The sequence below is a fragment of the Candidatus Saccharimonadales bacterium genome, from assembly GCA_035480635.1.
GTDB lineage: Bacteria > Patescibacteriota > Saccharimonadia > UBA4664 > DATIHN01 > DATIHN01.
In genome coordinates, this window is record DATIHN010000006.1 from 1 (window position 1) to 23,774 (window position 23,774).

Annotated in this window: 21 protein-coding genes; 10 read left to right on the plus strand and 11 right to left on the minus strand. The window is 51.2% G+C overall.

Annotated features, from left to right (window positions below; translation table 11 throughout):
- The 10 genes from VLE72_00585 to VLE72_00630 form a co-directional block, all read left to right on the plus strand.
- Positions 1 to 834 (plus strand): GTPase (locus tag VLE72_00585; GenBank protein HSX14394.1); only part of this gene is annotated, 834 nt, incomplete at its 5' end.
- Entirely contained in the window at positions 831 to 1,394 is a 564-nt protein-coding gene (gene pth, locus VLE72_00590) for an aminoacyl-tRNA hydrolase (GenBank protein HSX14395.1), read from the plus strand. The genes VLE72_00585 and pth, both read left to right, overlap by 4 nt.
- Before the next feature lie 815 nt (positions 1,395 to 2,209).
- Positions 2,210 to 3,058, plus strand: a complete 849-nt coding sequence (gene dprA / locus VLE72_00595) for a DNA-processing protein DprA (GenBank protein HSX14396.1) — start codon at positions 2,210 to 2,212, stop codon at positions 3,056 to 3,058.
- 69 nt (positions 3,059 to 3,127) lie between these two features.
- Positions 3,128 to 3,463, plus strand: coding sequence for a hypothetical protein (locus VLE72_00600; GenBank protein ID HSX14397.1), 336 nt, complete (start codon positions 3,128 to 3,130; stop codon positions 3,461 to 3,463).
- Between the two features lie 33 nt (positions 3,464 to 3,496).
- Positions 3,497 to 3,811, plus strand: coding sequence for a hypothetical protein (locus VLE72_00605; GenBank protein ID HSX14398.1), 315 nt, complete (start codon positions 3,497 to 3,499; stop codon positions 3,809 to 3,811).
- A 157-nt stretch (positions 3,812 to 3,968) separates the two neighbouring features.
- Positions 3,969 to 5,990 carry a type I DNA topoisomerase gene (gene topA / locus VLE72_00610; protein HSX14399.1) on the plus strand — a complete coding sequence of 674 codons (2,022 nt, stop codon included), beginning with the start codon at positions 3,969 to 3,971 and terminating at the stop codon, positions 5,988 to 5,990.
- 145 nt (positions 5,991 to 6,135) lie between these two features.
- Positions 6,136 to 8,553 (plus strand): PBP1A family penicillin-binding protein, encoded by a 2,418-nt coding sequence (locus VLE72_00615; GenBank protein ID HSX14400.1) that lies wholly within the window; start codon positions 6,136 to 6,138, stop codon positions 8,551 to 8,553.
- Between the two features lie 208 nt (positions 8,554 to 8,761).
- Positions 8,762 to 9,118, plus strand: a complete 357-nt coding sequence (locus VLE72_00620; protein HSX14401.1) for a hypothetical protein — start codon at positions 8,762 to 8,764, stop codon at positions 9,116 to 9,118.
- A gap of 128 nt (positions 9,119 to 9,246) precedes the next feature.
- Positions 9,247 to 10,275: a sigma factor-like helix-turn-helix DNA-binding protein gene (locus tag VLE72_00625; GenBank protein HSX14402.1), complete on the plus strand. Its 1,029-nt coding sequence runs from the start codon at positions 9,247 to 9,249 to the stop codon at positions 10,273 to 10,275.
- Complete coding sequence (locus tag VLE72_00630; protein ID HSX14403.1) at positions 10,275 to 12,980, plus strand: type IV secretion system DNA-binding domain-containing protein; 2,706 nt, start codon at positions 10,275 to 10,277, stop codon at positions 12,978 to 12,980. The genes VLE72_00625 and VLE72_00630 overlap by 1 nt, the downstream gene beginning before the upstream one ends.
- Positions 12,981 to 13,401: 421 nt before the next feature.
- On the opposite strand, the gene VLE72_00635 is transcribed toward VLE72_00630, so the two are convergent.
- The 11 genes from VLE72_00635 to VLE72_00685 all read right to left on the minus strand — a co-directional run bounded on the left by VLE72_00635 (position 13,402) and on the right by VLE72_00685 (position 23,765).
- Positions 13,402 to 14,211 (minus strand): FtsQ-type POTRA domain-containing protein, encoded by an 810-nt coding sequence (locus VLE72_00635; protein ID HSX14404.1) that lies wholly within the window; start codon positions 14,209 to 14,211, stop codon positions 13,402 to 13,404.
- Positions 14,198 to 15,343 (minus strand): undecaprenyldiphospho-muramoylpentapeptide beta-N-acetylglucosaminyltransferase, encoded by a 1,146-nt coding sequence (murG, locus tag VLE72_00640; GenBank protein ID HSX14405.1) that lies wholly within the window; start codon positions 15,341 to 15,343, stop codon positions 14,198 to 14,200. The genes VLE72_00635 and murG overlap by 14 nt, the downstream gene beginning before the upstream one ends.
- A complete protein-coding gene (ftsW, locus tag VLE72_00645) occupies positions 15,255 to 16,469 on the minus strand; it encodes a putative lipid II flippase FtsW (GenBank protein ID HSX14406.1) in 1,215 nt (404 codons plus the stop codon). Before ftsW ends, murG begins: the two co-directional genes overlap by 89 nt.
- Positions 16,466 to 17,500, minus strand: coding sequence for a phospho-N-acetylmuramoyl-pentapeptide-transferase (gene mraY, locus VLE72_00650; GenBank protein ID HSX14407.1), 1,035 nt, complete (start codon positions 17,498 to 17,500; stop codon positions 16,466 to 16,468). The genes ftsW and mraY overlap by 4 nt, the downstream gene beginning before the upstream one ends.
- A 32-nt stretch (positions 17,501 to 17,532) precedes the next feature.
- Entirely contained in the window at positions 17,533 to 19,275 is a 1,743-nt protein-coding gene (locus VLE72_00655; GenBank protein ID HSX14408.1) for a penicillin-binding protein 2, read from the minus strand.
- Positions 19,276 to 19,293: 18 nt separating this feature from the next.
- On the minus strand, positions 19,294 to 19,617 hold the full coding sequence (locus VLE72_00660; protein ID HSX14409.1) for a hypothetical protein: 324 nt from the start codon (positions 19,615 to 19,617) through the stop codon (positions 19,294 to 19,296).
- Positions 19,618 to 19,745: 128 nt separating this feature from the next.
- On the minus strand, positions 19,746 to 20,666 hold the full coding sequence (gene rsmH / locus VLE72_00665) for a 16S rRNA (cytosine(1402)-N(4))-methyltransferase RsmH (GenBank protein HSX14410.1): 921 nt from the start codon (positions 20,664 to 20,666) through the stop codon (positions 19,746 to 19,748).
- 270 nt (positions 20,667 to 20,936) lie between these two features.
- Positions 20,937 to 21,329 (minus strand): hypothetical protein, encoded by a 393-nt coding sequence (locus VLE72_00670; protein ID HSX14411.1) that lies wholly within the window; start codon positions 21,327 to 21,329, stop codon positions 20,937 to 20,939.
- A gap of 167 nt (positions 21,330 to 21,496) precedes the next feature.
- Positions 21,497 to 22,090: a hypothetical protein gene (locus VLE72_00675; protein HSX14412.1), complete on the minus strand. Its 594-nt coding sequence runs from the start codon at positions 22,088 to 22,090 to the stop codon at positions 21,497 to 21,499.
- Complete coding sequence (locus VLE72_00680; GenBank protein HSX14413.1) at positions 22,090 to 23,466, minus strand: glycine--tRNA ligase; 1,377 nt, start codon at positions 23,464 to 23,466, stop codon at positions 22,090 to 22,092. Before VLE72_00680 ends, VLE72_00675 begins: the two co-directional genes overlap by 1 nt.
- Positions 23,463 to 23,765, minus strand: a complete 303-nt coding sequence (locus VLE72_00685) for a hypothetical protein (GenBank protein HSX14414.1) — start codon at positions 23,763 to 23,765, stop codon at positions 23,463 to 23,465. Before VLE72_00685 ends, VLE72_00680 begins: the two co-directional genes overlap by 4 nt.
- Between the last annotated feature and the right edge of the window lie 9 nt (positions 23,766 to 23,774).

Consider the following 23,774-nt stretch of genomic DNA (forward strand, 5'->3'; position numbering starts at 1 on the left):
CACATTGCGGCTCTGGCACCCTCCGACCAACCACCACTGCTCAAGCTAGCCCTGCTGGGCCGTCCCAATGTTGGTAAATCCAGCATTCTAAACGCTCTCTGTGGTCGGTCGGCTGCCATCGTATCCGAACAGGCGGGGACCACCCGAGATGTGCGGACTATCAGCCTGAAGGCGCATGGTCAAAACATCCATATTCTCGATACAGCTGGTTTGCGCCGGCGGGGCAAAATCGTACCCGGAACCGAAAAATTCAGTACTATTCGGACGGCTCAAGCCATTGCCAGTGCCGATATCTGCGCCCTGATAATGGATGCCACTGAATTGGGCGTGGCCGGAGATCAGCATATTGCCGGTATGGTTAAAGAAGCCGGCAAGGGCTTAATTCTAGTGGTTAATAAATGGGATGCGGTGGAGAGAGATGATAAAACCCAAGCCCACCTGAGTCGGGCTCTAGCTCGTGATCTAGCCTTTGTCGGCTGGGCGCCGCTGGTCTTTACCTCGGCCACCACCAATCTCCATATCCGCCAACTGCTTGAACTAGCCACTCAAATTCACACTCGCCGTAACCAAACTCTTGCCACCGGGCCGCTGAACCGCGTGGTCGAAGACTTGGTCCGAGCGCACCCACCGGCTGGCCTCAAAGGCATTCGACCCAAAATCAATTATGCCACCCAAACCGGGACCAATCCGCCTGAAGTAACCTTCTTTACCAGCCACCCTCGCGCCATCCACTTTTCCTACTTGCGTTATCTGGAAAACGGCTTACGGTCGGCCTATGACTTTATCGGCACACCAATTAAACTGGAATTTAGATCTAAGCGAGACAAATTATGAAATTAATTGTTGGATTGGGTAATGTTGGAGCCGGTCATGATCACAATCGCCACAACCTGGGGTTTATGGTGGTTAATGAGCTAGCTCAGCGAATGGAAGCTGAGTTTGCGGCCAAACCAAATTGGCGGATGGATCTAGCCGAGGTCGGGGAGGGGGCCGACAAGCAAATACTGGCTAAACCGACTACGATGATGAATCTGAGTGGGCAGGCTATCGGCAAAGTCATGCAGTTTTATAAACTAGAGCCGTCTGAGGTTTGGGTCATCCATGATGAGTTGGATTTGCAGTTTGGACAATTGCGGGTCCGCGAGGGCGGGGGCGATGCTGGCCACAACGGCGTTAAATCAGTTATTAGTTCGATCGGCCCTCATTGCATCCGTTGGCGCATTGGTATCGGCCGGCCCCCGGAGCACATGGATTCGGCTGATTTTGTGCTGCAAAACTTTAGCCCCCAAGAAGTGGGGCAGTTGCCGATGGTTATAAAAGGCGCGGCTGACGCCATTGAACAGGCCCTGGACCACGGCCATGAGGACACAACTCATAAGTTGCTCGAGTCTTAAACAAGAGACATTTATCTCCCCACCAATTTTTTGTGTAAGCTCTTACTTCTTACTCCTGTAATACTTTGTATGGCTGTCGATACAAAAAAATTGGTGGGGTCTGTTTCTTTTCTGGATCATCTAGAGCAGATTGCTCATGGGTATACTCCCACTATCTAATCCTTCGCAATCTGCTGAATGGGGTTAATAAATACACCCTGCTGGATGAAAACCTGAATTAGTCAATTTAGCAGGTTGTGAGGGGTTTGGTGGTGGGAGGAAGTAAAACGAACAACCTGCTCCTATTGATCCAAAAGATAAACTCCCCAGCCCATTTTTTTGTATCGACTAAGTTAGTAGTCGTAATGGGAGTATGAAGAGTCAGCTTACACAAAAAATGGGCTGGGGGGAGAAGTTGGACCACATCCGCAGGAGATCCTTCGTCCGCCAGCTGGCGGATCGATCAGGATGACATTTCGGGATATTGCCGCGCTTCGCTCGCAATGACGATTGTAAATTGATACTTCAAAATTGAAAACTGGAGCGGTTGAAGTGGGTCGATAGTTTATGGACTTTTTGGTAAAACAAAAGTCCAAGCAGGTGGTTACTTGGACTTTTGTCACACCCTTCAACGCCAGCACCCAAGGCGCGTTTGTCGGTCTCATTGTATATTAATAGACCGCGGGTTGAAGGGACTGATCCGCCAGCGGCTACCTAAAGGAGGGTGCATTTAGGGTTGCCTCGGGCGGATCGGTGATATACATTGTTAAAAATACCAGTGTAAATAGGTATGAGCGCCATACTAACACAGTTAGTAACTATTGTCAATACGACTTATGCAAATTTCTGAAATTACCCCGATAGACTCAAATTACCCCGATAGTTTAAGGGAGATTCCGTCTGTCCCTAAAACTCTATATTTTTTGGGTGAATTGCCAAATCGGCCAACAGTAGCCATCGTTGGGGCCAGGCGCCCAACCGAATACGGCAAGCGGGTTACATATCAGCTAGCCAGCGAACTGGCCAGTGCCGGTATTGCCATCGTTAGCGGCTTGGCCTATGGCCTGGATAGCATTGCTCATACTGGAGCCCTGGATGCTGGCGGCCAGACCATTGCGGTCTTGGCCGGCGGGCTGCACAAAATTTATCCAGCCGGACATCGCAATCTGGCCATTAGAATTCTCCAATCCGGCGGCGGCATCGTTAGTGAATATCCCGAGGGCATGCCATCACTCAGACAATATTTCCCTGCCAGGAACCGCATCGTCTCCGGACTATCACTGGCCGTCATTATCCCAGAAGCGGAAGCTTCCAGCGGTTCGCTGATCACGGCCAAGTTTGCCTTGAATCAAAACCGCCTAGTTATGGCCGTTCCTGGCAATATCACCAGCCCGACTAGCGCCGGCCCGAACAACTTAATCAGATCCGGAGCTATTCCGGTTACAAACTCCAGCGACGTTTTGGCGGCACTCGATCTAACTACGGCCGATGCTAAACCGACTGCCCAACCCAAAAGTAAGGAAGAGGCTCTGATATTGGAACTCTTAGAAAAAGGAATTAATTCCAGTGAGGATTTGATTCAAGCCAGTGAACTGGGAGCCAGTCAGTTTGCCAACGTTATAACGCTCATGGAAATCACCGGCAAAGTCCGCAACCTGGGGGCCGGCCAATGGGTGGCCAGGTAAGTTATTGACGTCCTAATACTTATATGGTAATATAACAATAGTTCATTCCCAATCAAATCGGAGTCAGAGATGCAACGACTAAAGTTGATCGGCCTCGGTGTTCTGGCGTTTGTATTGCACGGCGCAGTCCGCTTGAGATACCGGCGCGAGACCAAGCAGGAACGTGACATCAGAGAGACAAACAACCTGATCGAATGCGTCGAGTACGCGTTCGAAGAAGGCAGAGACCCCGAAGGGGAGCTGCTTGGGTTGGTTGCAACAGAACTCTGCGAGCAGCTGCAAAAGGGACTGCCACCGGAGCTGGCTGCCAGAGCCCACGAGGCGGGCTCCAAGGCAGTTGGTGAATCATTCCGACGCATGTCTGTTGCTCAGCGGGCCAAATCAAACTCCTACTCAAGCTCGTAAGTAGGCTTGGGAATTTCGACAGGAAGGCATACCGTGCGCACCCGATCCCAGACCTTGATCACGATCCTGATCCTGACCGGCATGGCGACGCTCTTCGGCATTATAAGGATGCGCGATAAGCGCATTGACTCCCGCGCTCAAGCGGAGGTAGACACAATCCTGCGTCTGTTTGATCTCTACCGGATCCACAGGCGGCTGACCCCAAGCGAACGCCAGCGGCTCGAAAGAGCCCTGCAATCGCTTCAGGATCTCGAGGTAGAGCACGACCTGACTTACGGACGTTGGGTCTACGACATGGTCTTTGCAGCCCAATGGGTCCTAACCCTAGAGACTCGTCGAGCGGCCTGATCAACGAAGACTCGGCGGGTGGTAACACGGCCACCCGCCAACGCCCAAGCGCAAGTTTGGGCGCTTTCTTTATATATAGAAATTTTTTACGCAACCATACATATTCGAATAAAAATCAGCTTGCATTCAAAAATTAAATCGCTACGATAAAGTTCGTATGAGTAAAAATGTTGTAGTTGTAGAAAGCCCCGCCAAGGCCAATACTATCGAGAAATTCCTGGGCAAAGGCTATAGCGTGCTGGCCAGCTATGGCCATGTTCGCGATCTGCCGAAGAGCAAATTGGGCATTGATGTGGAGCATAATTTTGAGCCGGAATACATTATTCCACGCGGTTCGGGCAAGACCGTTAAAGCCCTTAAAACTGCGCTAGCCGCGGCTGATACGATTTATCTGGCCACCGACTACGACCGCGAAGGCGAGGCCATTGCCTGGCACATTTTGCAGGCCATTCCGCCCACGGGCAAACAAAAGGTCAACCGCATAACCTTCACCGAAATTACCGAACCAGCCATCAAAGCCGCTATCACCAACCCGCGTGATATCGATCAAGATCTGGTGGATGCTCAACAGGCCCGGCGGGTACTGGATCGCTTGGTCGGCTATTCACTCAGCCCGGTCTTATGGAAGAAAGTCCGCAGTGGTCTCTCGGCCGGTCGCGTCCAATCAGTCGCCCTCAAACTAATCGTTGATCGCGAACGTGAGATCGAAGCCTTTAAACCGGCTGAATACTGGAGCCTTATAGCTGAGCTGGAAACAACCAAGGGCGAACGTTTGAACGCTGAGCTGACCAAGGTGGGTGGTAAAAAGCCCGAAGTCACATCGGAAAAAGCCGCAAAAGAGCTAGAGTCGAAACTAAAGGAGGCAAATTTCGTAGTTGAGAGCATCGATTCAAAAGAGGTTAAGCGCTCACCAGCCCCGCCCTTTATTACTAGCTCTTTGCAGCAAGAAGCCAGCCGCAAATTAAGTTTTAGTTCGCGTAAAACCATGATGGTGGCCCAACAGCTCTACGAGGGCATCAACCTGGCCGGCCAACACGTCGGTTTGATTAGCTACATGCGCACCGATAGTTTTAATTTGAGCACAGAAGCCACGACTCAAGCCAAACAATTGATCGAGAAGCTCTATGGCAAACCCTACGCCACTCAGGCACCGCGGGCTTATAAAAAGAAAGTCCGGGGAGCTCAGGAAGCTCACGAAGCCATCAGGCCAACTGATTTGAGTCGCCAGCCGGGTGACCTGGCCCAGCATTTAACCAAAGATCAACTGCGACTCTACCAACTAATCTGGCAGCGCACTATGGCCAGTCAAATCAGCGATGCTAAGTATTTGCAAAAGGGCGCCAACATCGCGGCCGCTGATTGCATCCTGCGGGCCAAAGGCCGCGAAACTCTCTTTGATGGTTTTACGCGCGTCTACACCGAGAGTCGCGATGACGGCGAAGACGAAAACGATGCCGCGCTATCAGAGCTAACTAAAGACGAGAAGTTGAAGTTGGTTGAACTATTGCCAGAGCAGCACTTTACCAGCCCGCCGCCGCGCTACACCGAAGCCAGCCTGATTAAAGTTTTGGAGGAAAACGGCATTGGTCGGCCATCGACCTATGCCCCAACCATGGGTACGATTATTAATCGTGGTTACGTGCGCTTAGAAAACCGCCAGTTCCACCCCCAAGACGTTGGCTATTTGGTGACCGATCTATTAACCAAGCATTTTCCCTTTGTGGTTAACGAGCAATTTACGGCCGATGTCGAAGACAAGCTTGACGACATTGCCGAAGGGCAAAAGGAGTGGAAACCATTTATTAAGGACTTTTATGGTCCGATGCGGGAGCTAATTGATACCGAGACCGATAAGATTCCGCGGATGAAGATCCCGGAAATTCCAACCGATGAAAAGTGCGAGGTCTGTGGCAAGCCCATGGTCATTAAATCTGGTCGTTTTGGCCAATTTATGGCTTGCACCGGCTTCCCGGAATGTAAAAATACCAAGCCCTATCACCAGCCAACCGGTATTATTTGTCCGGAGGATGGTGGGGACGTCATCGAACGCAAGACCAAACGCGGCCGAACGTTCTGGGGCTGCGCCAATTACCCCGAATGCAAGTTTGCCAGCTGGACCAAGCCGGGCGCCACTAGCGAACCAGCCGAGGCTGCCAAAACAGCCGACACCACTACTTAAGCCCCGGCTAGAATTAGCGTTGTGCTATCTGCTAAAGGCCTGTATAGTAATTTGTAACTTTTAACGATTAGGCCTACCTCTAATCATTGATTTTGCTAACTATTTGATCTAGTAAAGTCTAAGTCCTTGGGCCTATGCTTTAACTATGGCTAACAAAAAACCAACCAAGAAAACAGAGTTTTTTGAGATGGCAGCGACGCAGATGAAGCCGCTGAAGTCAGACTTTATCACCCTCGATCAGGCCTTTAGCCAAACTTTCAATCGAGCTACTAAAAACCTTAGGCATTTTGCCCAAACCGTCCGAAAGGGAGCCAATCTATCGGCTCAACAATTGACTGATTGGTCGAGTTCACTTAGGCCCGTCATTAAACCAGTGTTATCGACAACTATAGGCGTGGCTCGGGCAGGCACGACCGATGTACTCTCCGGTGCCGCATGGACCCTCAAACACACCTTTGGCCGCCGAGCGGTGCGGACTTACATCAAGCTCTTCTTCCTTGGAGTTGTCGTTGTCGGCGCAGTCATGGCGGCCATCGGCACCCAAACGCTCGCAACTTACGCTGGTGACCTAAGTAACCCCGCTACCATTATTAATAATAAGAACACTGGTACTACCATTTTGGATCGAAACGGGCAGGTGCTCTACAAAGTCTACGGCGCCGCCAACCGAGTGCCCTTAGTTCTTAGTCAAACCAATAGCACCCTAAAAGATGCCACTCTGGCAGCTGAGGATCCAAATTTTTATTCTCACCCCGGGTTCTCTTGGAAGAGCACCGCTAGAGCCGTCTACGTCGATGCTATGAATCGGGGATCGGTCGAAGGGGGTTCGACTATTTCCCAGCAATTGATTAAATCGAGCTTGCTAACACCCCAAAAGAGCATTATGCGTAAATACCGCGAAATCTTACTGTCAGTGGCTCTCGAGCGGCGCTATAGCAAGGACAAAGTGCTGGAAATGTACCTCAACCAGATTTACTACGGGCAGGGGGCTAACGGAGCCGCCACCGCCGCTCAAGTCTATTTCCATAAAGACGTTAACCATTTGAGCATCGGCGAAGCCGCCATGATCGCCGGCCTGCCGCTCGGGCCCAGCCGCTTTGATCCAACCTTTGATCATCAGGCAGCGCTGGAACGACGCGATTATGTGATTGGCCAAATGGCTGATCACGCCATGATTTCACCAGCCCAGGCCGCCGCTGCCAAAGCCGAGCCGCTCGTGGCCTACCAGCAAAACACTCAAATTAACGCACCCCACTTTGTCTTCTATGTACTCGATCAGCTGCGCCAGCAGTACGGCGATGATGCGGTCGAAAACGGCGGCATCACCGTCTACACCACGCTCGATTTAAAGAAGGAGCAACTGGCTGAATCAATTGCTCAAGCTCAAATTAATAAATTGGCCGCTAACCACGTCACCAACGCCGCTCTAATTTCGATTGATCCTAAAACCGGCGAAATCCTAACCATGATGGGTAGCGTCGACTACGATCAACCCAACTGGGGCAACGTCAATGCGACTTTAAGCGATTTACAGCCGGGGTCGAGTTTTAAACCAATTGCCTACGTGACGGCCTTTGCCAAAGGTTGGAATGGGGCCACCACCGTCGAGGACAAGCCGCTGAATCTGCCCAACGGCGATGGTACTTTTTATAAACCGGTCAACTATGATGGCAAATTCCGAGGCACCGTGACGCTTCGGCGAGCGCTAGCTAATTCGCTCAACATCCCAGCCGTGCAAGTGCTGCAATATGCCGGCCTCGATAATACTTTGAGCATGGCTCACGCTTTAGGCATCACCACCCTAAACGATCGATCGCGTTACGGTTTGAGTCTCGTTTTGGGAGGTGGAGAAGTCCGGCCGCTCGATATGGCGACGGTTTATGGCACTTTTGCGGCTAGCGGGGTTAAACATGAACCCAAAAGCATCATCAAAGTGCTCGATCGCCAGGGCAAAGATATGACCAAAAAACCGACCGAGCCAGCTAACCCCCAGGTTCTAGACCCACGTTTGGCCTACATGATTACTAATATTTTGAGTGATAACCCGGCCCGTAGCGAAGAATTCGGCCCCAATTCACCACTAAAGCTGAATCGACCGGCGGCCGCTAAAACCGGTACCACCAACGACTTTCGCGATAACTGGACGGTCGGCTATACTCCTAGCCTAGTCACGGCCGTCTGGGTTGGTAACAACGACCACAGCGCCATGAATGGCATTAACGGCATCACTGGCGCCGCTCCAATTTGGCATGATTATATGGAGCAGGCTCTGGCCGGCACCACGCCGGAGAACTTTGTTCAACCAGTCGGCATCGTCACCGCTAAAGTTTGCGCCCACGACGGTGGCCTGGCTAACCCGTGGGACTCGGGCTATCAAGAGATTTTCCTAACCGAGCACCAGCAAACCAAGCATTGCGCCTCCGAGGCACCAAAGCCCCCGGACCAACCGCAACCGGTTGATCAAGTTCCGGCCAACCAGGGGCAGGGGAATGGCAACGATGGTGCTCTGCCACCAGGTCAACCCAACCCGAACAAACACGGCCAGCCACTGACTCAGAATTGACATGATTTCTAATACATGGTAATATATCGCAGATCGTTCAACTTGTTGGCGTTGCCAAACGCCCAGAGCAGGAGACAGTACATTGACCGACAACGAAACTCTCGGCATCGAAACCACCGACGACGAGATCAGGCAGTGGATCGGGCACCTCTATCTAAATATGGTGTCCTACCTCGAGGCCAACCAGTTCGCGACGCCAGGGGCTGTTATGAAGCGCGTAATCAAGGACTGGCTGGAAGATCTCCAGCTTGAGCTTTTTACCCTCGTAGTCAAACTCTGGTTACCGATCATCGACAATCCGGACGATGTCTTCGTAGAGACCCAGGTGACTTACGACGCCAAGAGCCAGACGTCCACCGTCATACGGAGGCTTGTGCGCGATGTGGCCCTGCAAAGAGCCCTCCGCACCGATGTCTACGTGGGATCCTTCTTCGGTGTCCTCTTCGAGAGTGAGCTGGGCATTAGCCTGAACCAATACCGGGTGCTCGAAGATCTGATGAGCGATCAAGGTCGGACTCAGGAAAGCCCGGCCGTGATCGAAAAGGTCGCAGTCCTCACCGACTAGGGCCGGCCCTGAACGTTCGTGGCCCCCGGAAACCTCTAACAAGAGGCAACCGGGGGCCAAAACACTTTCAATAAAGTTGTTGACACTATAAAACCCTTATTATATAATTTCGCTATTAGGAAGTTTATATGGCAGAAAGTAAAACCGTAACCAGCTTAGATTACCAGGCAGCTGCTAACGCTGCACTCAAGCACTTGCGACGCGATCGAGATCGCCAAATTATCGCCAAGCGCTTTGGTTTTGGCTTGGCCAAAAAGCAAACTTTAGAGCGTATCGGCCGCGATTTTAATATTACCCGCGAACGCGTCCGACAGATTGAAAAGGCCGCATTAATTAAATTGCGCACAGTCGCTAAAGCCGATGTGGCCGAGGCCAACGCTCAGTTAGTTAAGTATTTGGATACTCAAGGTGGGCTAGCGCCGATCGTAAGTGTGGCTGAGGCCTTTGGGGCCAGCGACGAGGGCCAAGCCGCCTACATTGTCTTTTTAGCCCAATTAGCCGGCGATATCGAAGTCATCGACGGCAGCGATCAGTTGCACCCAGCTTTGGGGCTCCTGCCAGCCTATACTAATAAGAAAGTCAAAGATCTCTCGAACGAACTCGTTAAAGTTATTACCGAGGTGGCTAAACCGACTACTTTAAATAAAGTGGCTAATCGTTTGGGCCAAGAGCTCTCCAGCGAAACAGTTACCAATCTGGCTCGCATTACCAAGGCGCTGGCGCATTTGGATAACAAATGGGGTCTAATTTCCTGGCCGGAAGTTAACCCTAAAAGCATCCGCGACAAGACCTATTTGGTGCTGGTGCGCCAAAGCCGACCACTGCACTTTAGCGATATTGCCACTCGCATCCACGAATTAAAGCCCGGGCGCGAGGTAACGGTGCAGGCTGTGCACAACGAACTGATCAAGGATCAGCGCTTTGTCTTGATTGGCCGCGGCATTTATGCCCTGGCTGAATGGGGTTATTCACCCGGCACAGTGGCCGATATTATTGCCGAGATTTTGCGCGAAGAGTCGCCGCTACACAAAGATGAAATTGTGCGACGCGTATTAACCAAGCGGCAGGTCAAAACGACTACGATTGTATTGAACTTACAGGAGAAGGATCAGTTTCAGCGGGTGGCTAAAGCGACCTACGTACTGAGGGAGGTTTAATGCTCGAGGCCATAGTTGCCATGCTGCAACTAATCGGCACAATTATGTTCCAATACTACGGCTGGGTGCTGGTGGTAGCTTTTTTGGGTTATTTGATCTGGCAGAATCGCCGTAAGACCCGCTGGGTTGAAGCCAGCGAACACATTTTATTGCAAATTGAGGTGCCCAAGGAAAACGAAAAAAAGGAGCTCTCGGCTGAGCAGATGTTTGCTAGCCTCCATGGCATCTTGCGCTCCAAAGCCGAGCTAAAGCGCGAAGGCAGCTTGCAAGAACACTTGAGCTTCGAGATCGCAGCCATCGATGAACAAATTCGCTTCTACGTTTGGGTGCCCAAGCACCTAAAAGACTTCGTTGAAGGCCAAATTTATGCCCAATATCCAAGTGTACACATCGTTGAAGGCACGGCTGATTATACCGCTCGCGATCTCGGAGATCGACAGGTTTACGGCACCGAACTGGCTCTAACCAAGAGTGAGGTCTTGCCAATTAAGACTTTCCCGAGCTTTGAGGTTGACCCTCTGGCCGGCATCACGGCAGTGTTATCTAAATTAGATCAGGGTGGGGAAGAGATGTGGGCCCAAGTGCTGGTGCGGCCAGTTGATGACGTTTGGCAGCAAAAGGGCTTTGATTATATAGATCAGATTAAAAACGGCAAGAGCGTGACATTCGTGCGCCAGTTGGGTAAGGGCCTGCTGGATATTCCCATCCACGTCGGCTCCCATTTATTGTCCGGGTTATCTGGACCCTCTGAACCGCCTGAAAAGAAGGACGAAAAAAAGGAGCTCTCAACCGGGCAGCAAGCCATTGTTAAAGCCATCGAAGAAAAGGTTACCAAGCTGGGCTTCGAGGTTAAAATCCGGATTGTCTATGTTGGCCGCGATGATTTGTTAGCCAAACAGCGGATGCAGGCGGTGGTGGGCGGCTTTAAACAGTTCAACACCACCAATCTTAATGGCTTTACCACGGCCAAAACCGGGGCGGGGGAGAGTCTGTTGCAAGATTACCGAGCCCGACTGTTTTTGGACAGCGGCTACATTTTAAACATCGAGGAAGTTGCCAGCCTCTACCATTTGCCCCACAAGAGTGTTGAGACTCCCAATATGGTTTGGGTTTCGTCGAAGACGGCGGAGCCACCGGCCAATTTACCAACGCCTACGGATGATGAGGTGGCCGATATTAGTTTGTTTGGCCTGACCAACTTCCGCGGGCAACGTTTGAAATTCGGGATGAAGCGAGCTGATCGCGGCCGACATCTCTATATTGTGGGGCAGACGGGAACTGGTAAATCGCAATTGTTGCAACTGCTGGCTCTATCGGACCTCTACCACAACGAGGGGCTAGCCATTATTGACCCTCACGGCGATCTGGCCATTGAAGTCATGCAATATATCCCAGAGCATCGAATAAATGATGTGGTCTACTTTAACCCGACGGATCGTGATTTTCCGATAGCGTTTAACCCCATGGAGGTTAGCGACCCCTCGCTCAAGCACGATACGGCCTCCGAGCTCGTCGGCGTCATGAAGCGCATGTTCGAATCCTGGGGTCCCAGACTCGAGCACATTTTGCGCTTTACCATCCTAGCCTTACTCGATCATCCCGATGCCACTATGCTCGATATTACCCGGATGCTAACCGAAAAAGAGTTCCGCAAGCGGGTAGTGCGCGATATTGATGACCCGGTGGTCAAGGCCTTTTGGGTCAACGAATTTGCCAGTTGGAACGATAAGTTCGCAAACGAAGCCGTGGCCCCGGTTCTAAACAAAGTTGGTGCTTTCATCGCTAATCCATTAATTAGAAACGTCATCGGTCAACCCAAGAGCACTATCAACTTGCGTAAACTGATGGACGAGGGCAAAATCTTGATTGTAAACCTCTCGCACGGCCAAATCGGTGAGGTCAACGCTGGCATTTTGGGGGCCCTAGTGGTGACTTCGATCCAAATCGCGGCCATGAGCCGGGCCAATGTGCCTAAAGATGAGCGCCGGCCGTTCTACCTCTACGTCGACGAGTTCCAAAACTTTGCCACCGATTCATTCGCGGTCATTTTAAGCGAGGCCCGTAAGTATAACCTCTGTCTGACTGTGGCCAACCAATTCATCGCTCAAATGCCTGAAACCGTCCGTGAGGCCGTCTTTGGTAACGTTGGTTCCATGATTACCTTTAGGGTCGGAGCTGGGGATTCGGCCTTTCTGGCCAAATACTTTGAGCCGACTTTTGAAGGCGGGGATTTGGTGCGCCTAAATAACCGCGAGATGTTTATTACCATGAGTATTGATGGGGAAAAGGCCCAGCCCTTCTCAGGCCGGACCCTGAGCATGCCAGCCCCAGGCCAGGATCTATCTGAGCAGATCATCGCTGGTTCACGTCAGCGCTACGCCACCAACCGCGAGGAGGTCGAGGATAAGATCCGTCGGGCCACTCTGGGCGGGGAAGAGCCGACATCTGGTGGTGACCAAGATCACCAGATCCGCACCCCTGATGAACAAAAACCGAACACTTTTCTGTCCGGCCTCAAGAATCCATCTGGGCACTCCAGCGGACCCAGGCGTCATTCCAACCAGGGGCGACAGGAGAGTGGGCGCCGCCGGCCCCAAACTAGTCAGTCTGGCAATCGAACAGGTGGTTTATCGGAGCGGCAACTGGGGATCCGCCCAGAAACCGAAACTGAGACGGCTAGCGTCGGCCAAGAGCACAGAGACTAGGCACAGTAGAGCGGCAGCCATAGTTAGTGCACCAATACGACGGTGGCAAAGTTGTTTAATGTAATGATGTGAATGTCACAACCGTGTCGTACAATGTGTATTTTGCGACATAGCTTAATCTAAGCTGAAGTTGATGTCCAATACCTTAATTTTAGCTCTCTAAAGCCGTAAAGTCCCTATGCAAACCGTTTCAACTAATAATGTCCCCCTAGTTTTTGGTCTCTGTATTGATATATTACGACTTAGGTTCGAATCTGGATCTAAGCTAATTTAGATCGATATCATTTTAACTAGATTAATGAAAAAGAGCACGTGAGAGAGTTCGAGGCAGCGGATGAATTCGGGGGAACTTTATAAAATCCAAAATTTCGGTCTCTCCCCGACCCTGCTGAAACTGAACAAAACCCGAACTTAACTTGTCTTACTTGTAATAAGCTTTGTCTTCGATCCTTAGATCAATATATTCGCTGGGCTTCTTGTTTTGGCTCTTCAACAGGTTCAAAACCTTCGCTAAGTCCCCCACTTCAGCTTGGGCACTACGCGTAGTATCAAATTTGACATAATAGCCCTGGTTGGTCCCAGCATAGACCTCGGTGGTGGTGGCTGGGACCTTCAGATTGGTAACCTGGAGACCCTGCTTCGGCAACAGATTGATTAGTTCAAGGGTAAAGGCTATGAAACGCGCTGGTACGACTTGAGCGCCGAGTTTAACTGGTAGATTGGTGGTGTCTTCCACCACCGGCAAACTCAGATCGCCTCCCCCGGCCTGGGCCGCCACTATCCCCTCGCCTGAGAGTAAATAGGTTTGACCACCGCTCTGCCAAGCTAAGTTCGGTTGACGTTCGGTCACCTTCAGGTTAACTCCAGATGGCCAACGTCGGCTAATGGCCACATCGCTGAGCTGTGGCTGTGAGGCCAAAATGGCTTTCTGTAACCTCCTGGTATCGAGCAAGGTTAGATTATGCCACCACCAGTGTTTATGTAGTTGATCTGAAACCGCGTCACTAACCAGTTGGGCCTGATAATACCGGCTACCTTCCACTACCACCTTTTTTATTGCTAGGGTCCTCCACCACCCCCAGATTAAAGCTAGGGTTAAAACAACCGCAATTAAAGATCTAAGGTTGATTTTAAGTTCGGTTTTTGTTCGCTTCGGCCGATAGGACGTCGGACGATCAAAGCCCCCCGGCCGCGAAACCTTTTGAACCCGCCGATTGCTATAGCGCGCCATGAGCCACCGTCATAATTTCTTCGGCCAGGCGACGATCGGCATCTGGCACGGCAAATTGGCGCAGGTGCTGGCGGAGATAGTCCTGCTCTTGCTTGGACCCGGTGATGGTAGCCAGCTCGCGCTCGAGGACCGCTGGCGAGAGTTGATCTTCGCTAATCACGCGAGCCGCCCCAGCCCGAGCCAGCATGCGAGCGTTATCGACTTGGTGGCCGGCCATAGTTTGGTTCGGGATTAATACCGTCGGTTTTTCGAGCAGGGCCAGCTCGGCAATGGTGTTGGCGCCGGCTCGGCTAACCACCACGTCGGCGGCCGCTAGAGCCTGGCCCATGTCGCTAGTTAAGAAGGCATGGGCTTGATAGTGTTCAGGATGAGACAGGCTCAAGCGCCGAACTTGGAATTGAACGCTCTCGATTTCGTGTTCGCCGGTTAAATGAATAATTTGATATTGTTTGATTAATTTGGGTAAGGCTTCAACGACTAATTCATTAATTTCCCTAGCCCCTTGGCTGCCGCCCGTAATTAAAATCACTGGCAACTCAGCCGACAGCCCAAAATGACGCTTGGCTTTAGCCGGATCGATATCTAATAACTCCCGTCGCACTGGGTTGCCGGTATAGACCAAATGATTGCCGGGTAAATCATGGTACTTATCGACCGGAAAACCAACTGCCACCGCTGCTGCCCGTTTAGCCAGCATCCGATTAGCTAGCCCCGGCACCAGATCAGATTCGTGAATAATGTAAGGTACTTTCAAGAGCCCAGCCGCAATCCCCAGAGGCAGACCGACGTAGCCACCTTTGATAAAAATTAGGTCTGGTTTGAAGCGACGAATCACCCCCATTGATTGATAAATACCCGAAACCACCCGCAAACTATCGCGGGCATTCAAGCCAATGGTAGTGGGATCAAAAATCTTTTTGATAATATGGCGAGAATGAACTCGCCTAAATTTACCGGCCCGGATGGCGGCAAAGTTAATATCGTGGGCAGCCACAATTCTGGCCTCCATACCGCCGGCCTGCCCCACCCAAAGGACATCTAAATCACTGACGCGTGAATTGAGGACTTCGAGCACGGCCAGAACCGGGGTAATGTGCCCAGCCGTTCCGCCGCCGCTGACGATTAGTCTCATCTAGCACCTCATATTGTGTGTATTTAGAAATATTAAGCAGAATCCCGGCCCCAATCAGTGAAAAGAGCATGCTCGAGCCACCATAGCTGACAAAGGGCAAAGGGACTCCAGTTAATGGGATTAGTGAGAGCATGGCTGCTACATTGACCAAGGATTGGACGAACAGCCAGACCGAAATCCCGGTGGCCAGCAACCGCGAAAAGGTATCGGGGGCGGCTCTGGCGATGCGAAAGCCGCGCACAATTAGTACTGCAAACAACCCCAAAACGATGAGAGCTCCAATCAGACCAAATTCCTCGCTGATGATGGCAAAAATTGAGTCGTTGGCAACTTCCGGCAGATAGCCGTGGACCTGAATACTTTTGCCTAGACCAAGGCCAAAAATGCCGCCTGAACCAACCGCGATTAGAGCTTGCGAGATGTGGTAGCCGGTAGCAGTATTTTTGGTTGGGTTTAAGAAGGTGCTAAGTCTGGCCAACCGGTGCGGCGCCATCACGATGGTAGCCCAAACTAACACGCCGGCTCCGGCCAGCAAGGCTGCTAGGTGCCGCCAAGAAATTCCGGCTACAAAGTACATGGTCATAGCCGCTAGCGCCAGCACCATCATAGTTGAGAGATTGCGCTGGAAGATGACGACCGCTAGGCCGCTGATAAACATGATAACTGCAAACGGGATTAGACCATCCGTGAAGCTGCGGATTTGATCCCCCCGCCGCTCAAACCAAGCGGCCAGATACACAATCAAAGCCAACTTTAGCAGCTCGGAAGGTTGGAAGGTAAAGGGTCCTAACGCCAACCATCTGGTGGCGCCATTTTTGGTGCTAGCAAGCCCCGGCACCATTAAGGCGAGCAAAGCAGCCGCTGCCAAAACCAATAGCCCCGGCGCCCAGCGCTTCCAGTAACGATAATCGATGGTGGTTGCGGCAATCCAGCCGGCTACACCCACCACGATGCCGAAAAGATGATTATAAAAATAGTAATTTTTACCAGCAGAGCCCGAGACTTTGAAGCTTAGTACCGGGCTAATCGAATACATCATAACTAACCCGATAGCTAGCAAAATAAAGATTACCAGCGCCAAAATGTAGTCGGGTTGATGCGCCCGACGCGGCTGCTCTTTGGTCATCGCAGATGATTCCCGAGCAAGCCCAGGACCAAGCCAATGGCGGCGGCAATTTGACCAACCACCCACAACCGCATTGTGACTTTGGTTTCCGGCCAGCCGATGGCTTCCAGGTGATGATGCAACGGGGCCGATAGAAAAATCTTGCGCTTAAAGACTTTCTTGGAAGTGATTTGGATTAAGCTGGAGCCGGCTTCGATCACAAAGACGGCCCCGATGATTGGTAATACAAATACGGCGTTAGTCAGCATAGCTACAGCCCCTAGTGTGGCTCCTAGTGCTGTTGAGCCGGTTTGGCCCATAAAGAAGCGGGCCGGAAAAATATTGAACCAGGTGAAAGCCATAATGGCACCGACCAAAGCCGCACAAAAGCCCGCGATGCCGTAGCTGCCCTGGAAGTAAGCAATCACACCGTAGGCGCCAAACACCACTGAGAGCAACCCCCCAGCTAGGCCATCTAGACCGTCGGTGATGGAAATTGATTTGGCGCAGGACACTACCACCAGCACGAATAATGGGATGTAGAGCCAGCCGATACTGAAATCCCCTACCGCTGGCACATGGATCAGGTTGTAACCTAGCTTAAAATAAAACCAACTGGCCCCTATGATGGCAAGCCCAATTAGAGCGAGCAATTGGGTTTTGACACTCAAGCCTCCCCTTTTATCACTAAAGAAGAGGTTGCTAATATCATCTACTAAGCCCAAGGCTCCAAAAATGACCAGCATGGCTAATGGTAGCCAGGTTTGATTACGATCCAGATTGAGTACCACTGTTACTAAAGCTACAGCCACAATCATTATGATGCCGGCCATGGTTGGGATGTTGCGTTTGTGTTTGCCAGCGTGCAGCGATTGATAAACCGGTGCCGCTTCCCCGGTGACGGCGTTTTCGCGGGGACGACGCCACCATTTATAGCGATAGGCCAAATCGGTGTAGAGTGGCGTTAAAATCATGGCCACCGCAAAGGTCAGGATGAACATAATAAAGATGTGTGACAGCGGAACAATTTCGGTGTTGTGGAGGAAAGTCATTAGCCTTATTTTACCATATTTACAGGTTAGCCTTAAGAACTCGGCGGTACTGCTAGATAGCGCAGCAGCCAAGTTGCAATGTTGCCAAAAACCGGTACGGTGGTGGATTCGGCGAAGCCCGGAGTTTTGGGTTCGTTGATACGGACCATCATTACAAATTTGGGATCGCCAACCGGTGCAAAGCCCGTAAAGGAGCCAATGTTTTTGGTTGGATCGTAACCAGAGCCATCACTTTTTGGCACCTGAGCCGTACCAGTTTTACCAGCGATTTTATAGCCGGCGATTTTGGTAGCTCGACCGGTGCCACTATCAACCACCGCCTCAAGCATCGGGGCCAGCTGAGCCGCTGTAGCGGCCGAGATGACGTGGTCTTTAATCACCCTCGGTTGGGTTTTACTCACACTGCCATCGGGGTGGATCACCTGGTCGATCAAATAGGGCTGATACATGGTCCCGCCATTTGCCACCGGGACGTAAGCTTGAACCATCTGCATCATGGTAATGGAAAGCCCCTGCCCGAAAGTCATATTGGCATAATTAACGTCCGAGGCTTTGGGTGAATTGACGCGCCCAGCACTTTCCCCGGCTTGCTCTATCCCCGTCTTAACCCCAAAGGCAAAATGGTTAGTTAGGTAATCATAGAGCACTTGCTTGCCCTCTTTGGTGATCTTATTGGGATCTGTGCCTAGGCTGCGCAGTACAAACATGACACCAGTGTTTAGGGACCGCAGTATAACTTGACTCATGGTTTCTGAGCCGTAAACCCGGTTTTCAGAGTTTTTAATGGTGTAGCCGTTGACCTCAAAAGAGCCGGTATCGTTGTAGGTTGTGGACGGAGTAACTTTGCCGGTATCAAGCCCGGTCGCCATGGTGAAAGTTTTAAAGCCCGAGCCAGGCTCAAAAGCGTTGCTCGTAACCGAGTTACTAAACAGGCTGAAGTCGCTAACGTGGCTGTAATCACTAGGATCATAGGTCGGATAATTGGCCATGGCTTTTACGGCCCCGCTGGTGGGATCGATCACCACCACACTACCCGAGGCCGCACCAACCGCTTGGACTCCGGCGGCTAAATACTTTTCGGCTTGGGCTTGAATGTTGCGGTCGATAGTCAGGACATAACTGTTTCCATCAACCGGTGGCTTGCTTAAGTTATTGGCTGTGGCAATTGGGATCCCGTTGATATCGGTAGTGGCATTGAGTTGACCGGGGGTACCAGCCAAATCCTTGTCCAAATAGGCTTCCAAGCCATATTGACCCTTGCCCTCACTGTTAACAAAACCGAGCAGTTGGCTAGCCAGCGAACCCTCGGGGTAGAGCCGGTAGTTTTCGTCTTGGCTGCCAATGCCCGATAACTTTAGGGCCGCAATTTTATCATTTTGATCATCGGAGACCTTACGAGCCAGCACCACATAATCGCCGGGGGCCGCCATGGCCTGCTCATAACTTGCGCTGCTGGCGCCGGTGATGGCGCTAATCGCTTGGGCGGTTTTGACTTTGTCGCTGACAAAACGTGGGTCGGCATAAATAGTGTGCAAAGTTTGGTTTAGCACCAACGGCGATTTTTGGTCACCGTCTAAGACATAAATTTGGCCGCGTTTGGCCGGCACCTCATATTTGTGCGATTGCGATGATTTGGCCAAGGCTAAGTAGTGTCCATGGTCAAAAATCTGGAGTTGAACTAATCTGGCACCGATGGCACAAATTACAACAATTGACCCAGCTAGGAGCAGCCCTAGGCGCCTGCGGGCCAATCGGGTTTCGGAAAAAGTTGTCATAGCCGCTATTCTACCCTATTAGTGGGTGTAGGTAACCTGACTCTCTGGCACCATTTGGGCCACAACTTGGCTCTTAGATACCTCCTGAATTGATTGTAGGCGAGCCGCCTCAACTTCGAGGTCTTGCTTGTTTGATTGCAGCTGGCTGCTTTTTTTCTGCAGTTCAGTAATATGCAGGCCAAAGACGTTGGTTTTAGTAATTTGATTTAGATACAACAGGGCCAAAATTGAGACCGCCGCAATCACTACAAAGGTACCCGAAATCGGTCCAAGCCTCATAGTGGTCGTTTGTTTGGTTAAATTTTGGTTGCGTCTAACAGCGTAATAAGTTGCGGTACTCACATTTTCTCCTTTTGGTTTTGGTTTTTTGCTGGAGGGAGCAGCCGAAGCCGCTCCCCCATCTCAAAGTCTCTATTTCAAGCGCACGCGAATGGCGACGGTTCGTCTGGATAAATTCTTGATTGGTACTCTCATGTGCCCTCCTTTTGGTTTTGGTTTAATTTAGCTGCGGCTCGCAGTTTGGCACTGCGGGCGCGCGGATTATGACTATCATTTGCCCCACTGAGCGGCTTTTTGGTCAGTTTGGCTAGCGTCGCATTGTGGCTGCAGGTGCAGATCGGCAGTTTGGGTTGGCAGATGCAACCTTGGCTTTCGCGCTCGAACCATTGTTTGACGATCCGATCTTCGAGCGAATGAAAGCTAATCACGGCAATGCGGCCACCGGGCGCCAGTTGTTTAGTTAGAATCGGTAGAGCCGCTTCTAACTCGCTTAACTCGGCGTTAACCTCCATTCGAATGGCCTGGAAGGTTCTGGTCGCTGGATCAATCCGGCCGCTGCGACCAACCACCCGGCGAATGACTTCGGCCAGCTGATTGGTGGTGGTAATCGGTCGGGCCGCCACAATGGCGCGGGCCACCGTTTTAGCTCTATGCTCTTCGCCGTAGCGACCAATGATTGTAGCCAATCGCGCTTCGGAGTAAGTGTTTATGACTTCTCCGGCGCTCAGGGCCGAGCTTTGGTCCATACGCATGTCAAGGGGACCTTGGTGCTTGAACGAGAATCCACGCTCTGGGGTGTCTAGTTGCGGACTGGAGACGCCTAGATCTAGTAGTATCATCTGAGGCGTTAGGTTTTCGCGCTCGAGCCTCCTAGCCGCCTGGCTCATCGCCAGTTGCCAGATCTCGGCCTTCTCGCCGAATCGCTCTCGCAAAGCGGCCACCGCCGCTGCGTCCTGGTCGGATAAAACCATCCGGCCCAGTTTTTGGCGCTTGGCAATAACGGCGGCGTGTCCGCCGTAGCCGGCGGTTGGCTCAAAGTAAACCTCACCTGGATGTGGATCCAATAGTTCGATTACTTCGCGCTCTAGAACGGGTATGTGCGTTGATTCCATTTCAAGGTCACCTACTCAGCAGCCAGCTGTTGATTTTGGGGTTTTTGTTTTTCGCCGATGGATACCATCGACTTAAATTGTGTGTGGAGTTTTTTGTGGCAAGGAATTTTGGTTTATAAAATTCCTTAAACGTTTGTGTGAGGTGGAGTTTTGTTGCATGGAGGTACGAAGGCCCTTAGCGGGGGCCTTGGCGCCGCTTGCTGACTGCCAAATAGCTGCCTTGGAATTTTTGTCTTTGTTTTTGTAAAGTTGCTTGTTCTTACTTAGGAGTTAGCGCCTTGGTCGTTTGAGCCGCCAGTAGCCACCGGGCATCCTGGTTGCGGCAACCTCACCTCCGCCATTCAAGCCGGCGTATTCGAGCATATCTTGCTCAATGGTAATTCGCCCTTGCTTGCTATCTAGCGTTGCCTCAACCATGCCTTCTAGCAGTTGGTCGGCTAAATCAGCCAGTTCTTGGTTAATAACGGCGGGCTTTGTGCCCTCCCCTAACCAATCACCGGCCAGCGCTCTTGCTACCTCCCCGTCCCAAACACTTTTGGGGTACAGGTGGAGGTATTTCTCAAATCCAGGGGTTATAACGACGCCGCCTTCAAACTCGGCCCGGATTTCGGCCGGGACGGTCAGACGGTTTTTGTCATCGAGTTTGCGTTTGAAGTATTGCATCGTCTTGTTCTCAACCCTCCTGGTGCACCCTCCTTGGATGAACCACTGCAACCATATTACTACCCACTACTACCCACCGTCAAGTCTTTTTTATGTATAAAAATAATCCCCTCACCCACCTTATCTGTTGGAGAGATTAGTTTAGCTATAAATTAGTTGGAAACTATTTATAAAAGCCGATCAATTACCTCTGGCCAGTCGCAAACCCGAGTGACATTGGCTGGGAGTAGGTCCGACTGGTTCCAGGAGTAGTCACCAAACAATAAGGCTTCGATGCCAATTTCGGCCGCCCCCAAGCAATGGCGCAATGAGTCGTCGATCAAGATCTTTGTACCCATTTTGGCAAGCACTGGCGCTTTATCGGCCGTTGGAGTTCCCCAACTGACGCCGCCCACAAAATCCACGTTATTAAATGCTTTAGGAAAGTGATAGTGCACCCAGGCCTCGGTCCGGTCTTTGATTAGGGTCGGCCGGGCCGTTGCAATAACTAGATGATATTGATGCTTTAAGAGTTCAATTGCCTCCAAAGCGCCAGGCATCGGATCGTTATAGAATGCATCACTAATAATAAAGTTATCAATGCTCCTAACAATGCCATCCAAATCAGTGCCAGTCTGAGCCATCAGGGTTTCCAGATTACGTATTTCCATAATGGAGAGATCGACGTCAAACGACTTATTGATATGGGCCTGCAGTAAATCATAATGCGGCGATAGTACGTCATCGATGTCGATGGCGACAACCGGTTTCTGGTTAGACATTAGAAATCCATGAGCTGCTTCTCGATTGCCTTGCGCAGGTCTTTAATTTTGACTCGCTCCTGCTTCATGGTGTCGCGGTGGCGGATAGTCACGGCCTTATCTTCAAGCGAATCAAAGTCGACTGTGACACACAAAGGTGTACCGATTTCATCTTGGCGACGGTAGCGGCGGCCGATTGATTGGGTCTCGTCGTACTCCACGCTCAACTCGCCGCGGATAGCGTCAAAGACCTCATGGGCCAATGGTGTTAGTTTTTCGTTTTTCGAAAGCGGCAGTACTGCTACTTTGATGGGGGCAAGCTCGGGTTTAAGTTTAAGCACCACCCTCTTCTCTCCCCCAACCTCTTCTTCTTCGTAACCGGCGCTCATTACGGCTAAGATGTGGCGATCTAGGCCAAAGGTTGGTTCCAAAACGTGCGGGATGAATTTATCGTTCGTAGTGGGATCGGTATAGCTCAGATCAACCCCACTGTGTTCGGTGTGATTCTTCAGATCGAAATCTGTTCGGTAGGCCAGAGCCGCAATCTCTTTTTGACCAATGCCTTCGAATTTGTATTCAAAATCAACGGTCCGTTTTGAATAATGGGCCCGATCAGCCTCCGGTACTTCTAGCTCACGGATGTCGGATTTAGCTAAACCGATCCGCTCAAACCAATCATAACTAGCCTTTTGCCAAGCTTTAAACTGCTCTTCCCAAGTCTCGGCTTTGATAAAATATTCCAGCTCCATAATCTCAAATTCACGCACCCGAAACAAAAAGTCGCGCGGAGTTATTTCGTTACGAAAGGTCTTGCCAGACTGGGCCAGACCGAACGGTAGTCGAGGGTGCATGCTATCAAGCACGTTTTTGAAATTAACGAACATACCCTGGGCCGTCTCGGGCCGCAAGTAAGCTTTACTAGCTGTATCTTCCACTGGGCCAATGTTAGTGGCAAACATTAAGTTGAATTGTCGCAAGGGACTAAGTTCATTACCGTCTGGGCTCTTAAGTTTCAGCTCTTTGATTTTTGCTTGGAGTTGATCAAAGTCTAGTTCGCTTACGTTATCAACGCCGCTTTCTTCCAGCAAATGATCGGCGCGATAACGTTTGTGAGTTTTTAAATCCTCCACCAACGCATCTACAAACCCGGCACCGGTGTGGCCGCTGGCTTCCCAAACCTTGGCGTTCATCAAAATCGCCGTATCCAGGCCGTAAACGTCGCTGCGCTCGGTTACAAAATGGCGCCACCACAACTCACGCAAGTTGTTTTTGAGCAGAACACCTAGCGGCCCGTAGTCATAGGTGCCAGCCAGCCCGCCATAGAGCTCAGAACCCTGAAACACAAAACCTCGGCGCTTGGCCAAGGAAACGAGTTGCTCTAAAGATAGTTTGGTCATAAGTTGAATTCTTCGCTAGATGTAATCTCATTATACTCATCTGCATCAATTTTGCCCAACTCAAGCAAACAATCGAGGTCAGCCAAAAAAGTCGTCCGGATTTCTTCGAAGCGCTCTGAGCCGCGATCCAACATAATTAGCATGGTGGCCACACAGTCGCGAATAAAATCATCGACTTCCGCGAGCGTCATTAATTCCCCCTCGCAAGCTTTGGGGTTGGCTAGAATTCTCTCGGGTGGTTCCTCGCCAGCCCGCTCATAATCGCTCAGCCGCCAGGCCAGTTCTGATTTTGGATTCACGCTTGCTCC

What these genes read in the sequence shown, in the direction of transcription:
- VLE72_00675 (HSX14412.1), bottom strand. Translation starts at nt 22,090, where the DNA reads ATGTCTAACCAGAAACCGGTTGTCGCCATCGACATCGATGACGTACTA.
- VLE72_00680 (HSX14413.1), bottom strand. Translation starts at nt 23,466, where the DNA reads ATGACCAAACTATCTTTAGAGCAACTCGTTTCCTTGGCCAAGCGCCGA.
- VLE72_00600 (HSX14397.1), top strand. Translation starts at nt 3,128, where the DNA reads ATGCAACGACTAAAGTTGATCGGCCTCGGTGTTCTGGCGTTTGTATTG.
- topA (HSX14399.1), top strand. Translation starts at nt 3,969, where the DNA reads ATGAGTAAAAATGTTGTAGTTGTAGAAAGCCCCGCCAAGGCCAATACT.
- VLE72_00635 (HSX14404.1), bottom strand. Translation starts at nt 14,211, where the DNA reads ATGGCGCGCTATAGCAATCGGCGGGTTCAAAAGGTTTCGCGGCCGGGG.
- pth (HSX14395.1), top strand. Translation starts at nt 831, where the DNA reads ATGAAATTAATTGTTGGATTGGGTAATGTTGGAGCCGGTCATGATCAC.
- VLE72_00655 (HSX14408.1), bottom strand. Translation starts at nt 19,275, where the DNA reads ATGACAACTTTTTCCGAAACCCGATTGGCCCGCAGGCGCCTAGGGCTG.
- VLE72_00670 (HSX14411.1), bottom strand. Translation starts at nt 21,329, where the DNA reads ATGCAATACTTCAAACGCAAACTCGATGACAAAAACCGTCTGACCGTC.
- VLE72_00620 (HSX14401.1), top strand. Translation starts at nt 8,762, where the DNA reads ATGAAGCGCGTAATCAAGGACTGGCTGGAAGATCTCCAGCTTGAGCTT.
- murG (HSX14405.1), bottom strand. Translation starts at nt 15,343, where the DNA reads ATGAGACTAATCGTCAGCGGCGGCGGAACGGCTGGGCACATTACCCCG.
- VLE72_00615 (HSX14400.1), top strand. Translation starts at nt 6,136, where the DNA reads ATGGCTAACAAAAAACCAACCAAGAAAACAGAGTTTTTTGAGATGGCA.
- mraY (HSX14407.1), bottom strand. Translation starts at nt 17,500, where the DNA reads ATGACTTTCCTCCACAACACCGAAATTGTTCCGCTGTCACACATCTTT.
- ftsW (HSX14406.1), bottom strand. Translation starts at nt 16,469, where the DNA reads ATGACCAAAGAGCAGCCGCGTCGGGCGCATCAACCCGACTACATTTTG.
- VLE72_00630 (HSX14403.1), top strand. Translation starts at nt 10,275, where the DNA reads ATGCTCGAGGCCATAGTTGCCATGCTGCAACTAATCGGCACAATTATG.
- dprA (HSX14396.1), top strand. Translation starts at nt 2,210, where the DNA reads ATGCAAATTTCTGAAATTACCCCGATAGACTCAAATTACCCCGATAGT.
- rsmH (HSX14410.1), bottom strand. Translation starts at nt 20,666, where the DNA reads ATGGAATCAACGCACATACCCGTTCTAGAGCGCGAAGTAATCGAACTA.
- VLE72_00625 (HSX14402.1), top strand. Translation starts at nt 9,247, where the DNA reads ATGGCAGAAAGTAAAACCGTAACCAGCTTAGATTACCAGGCAGCTGCT.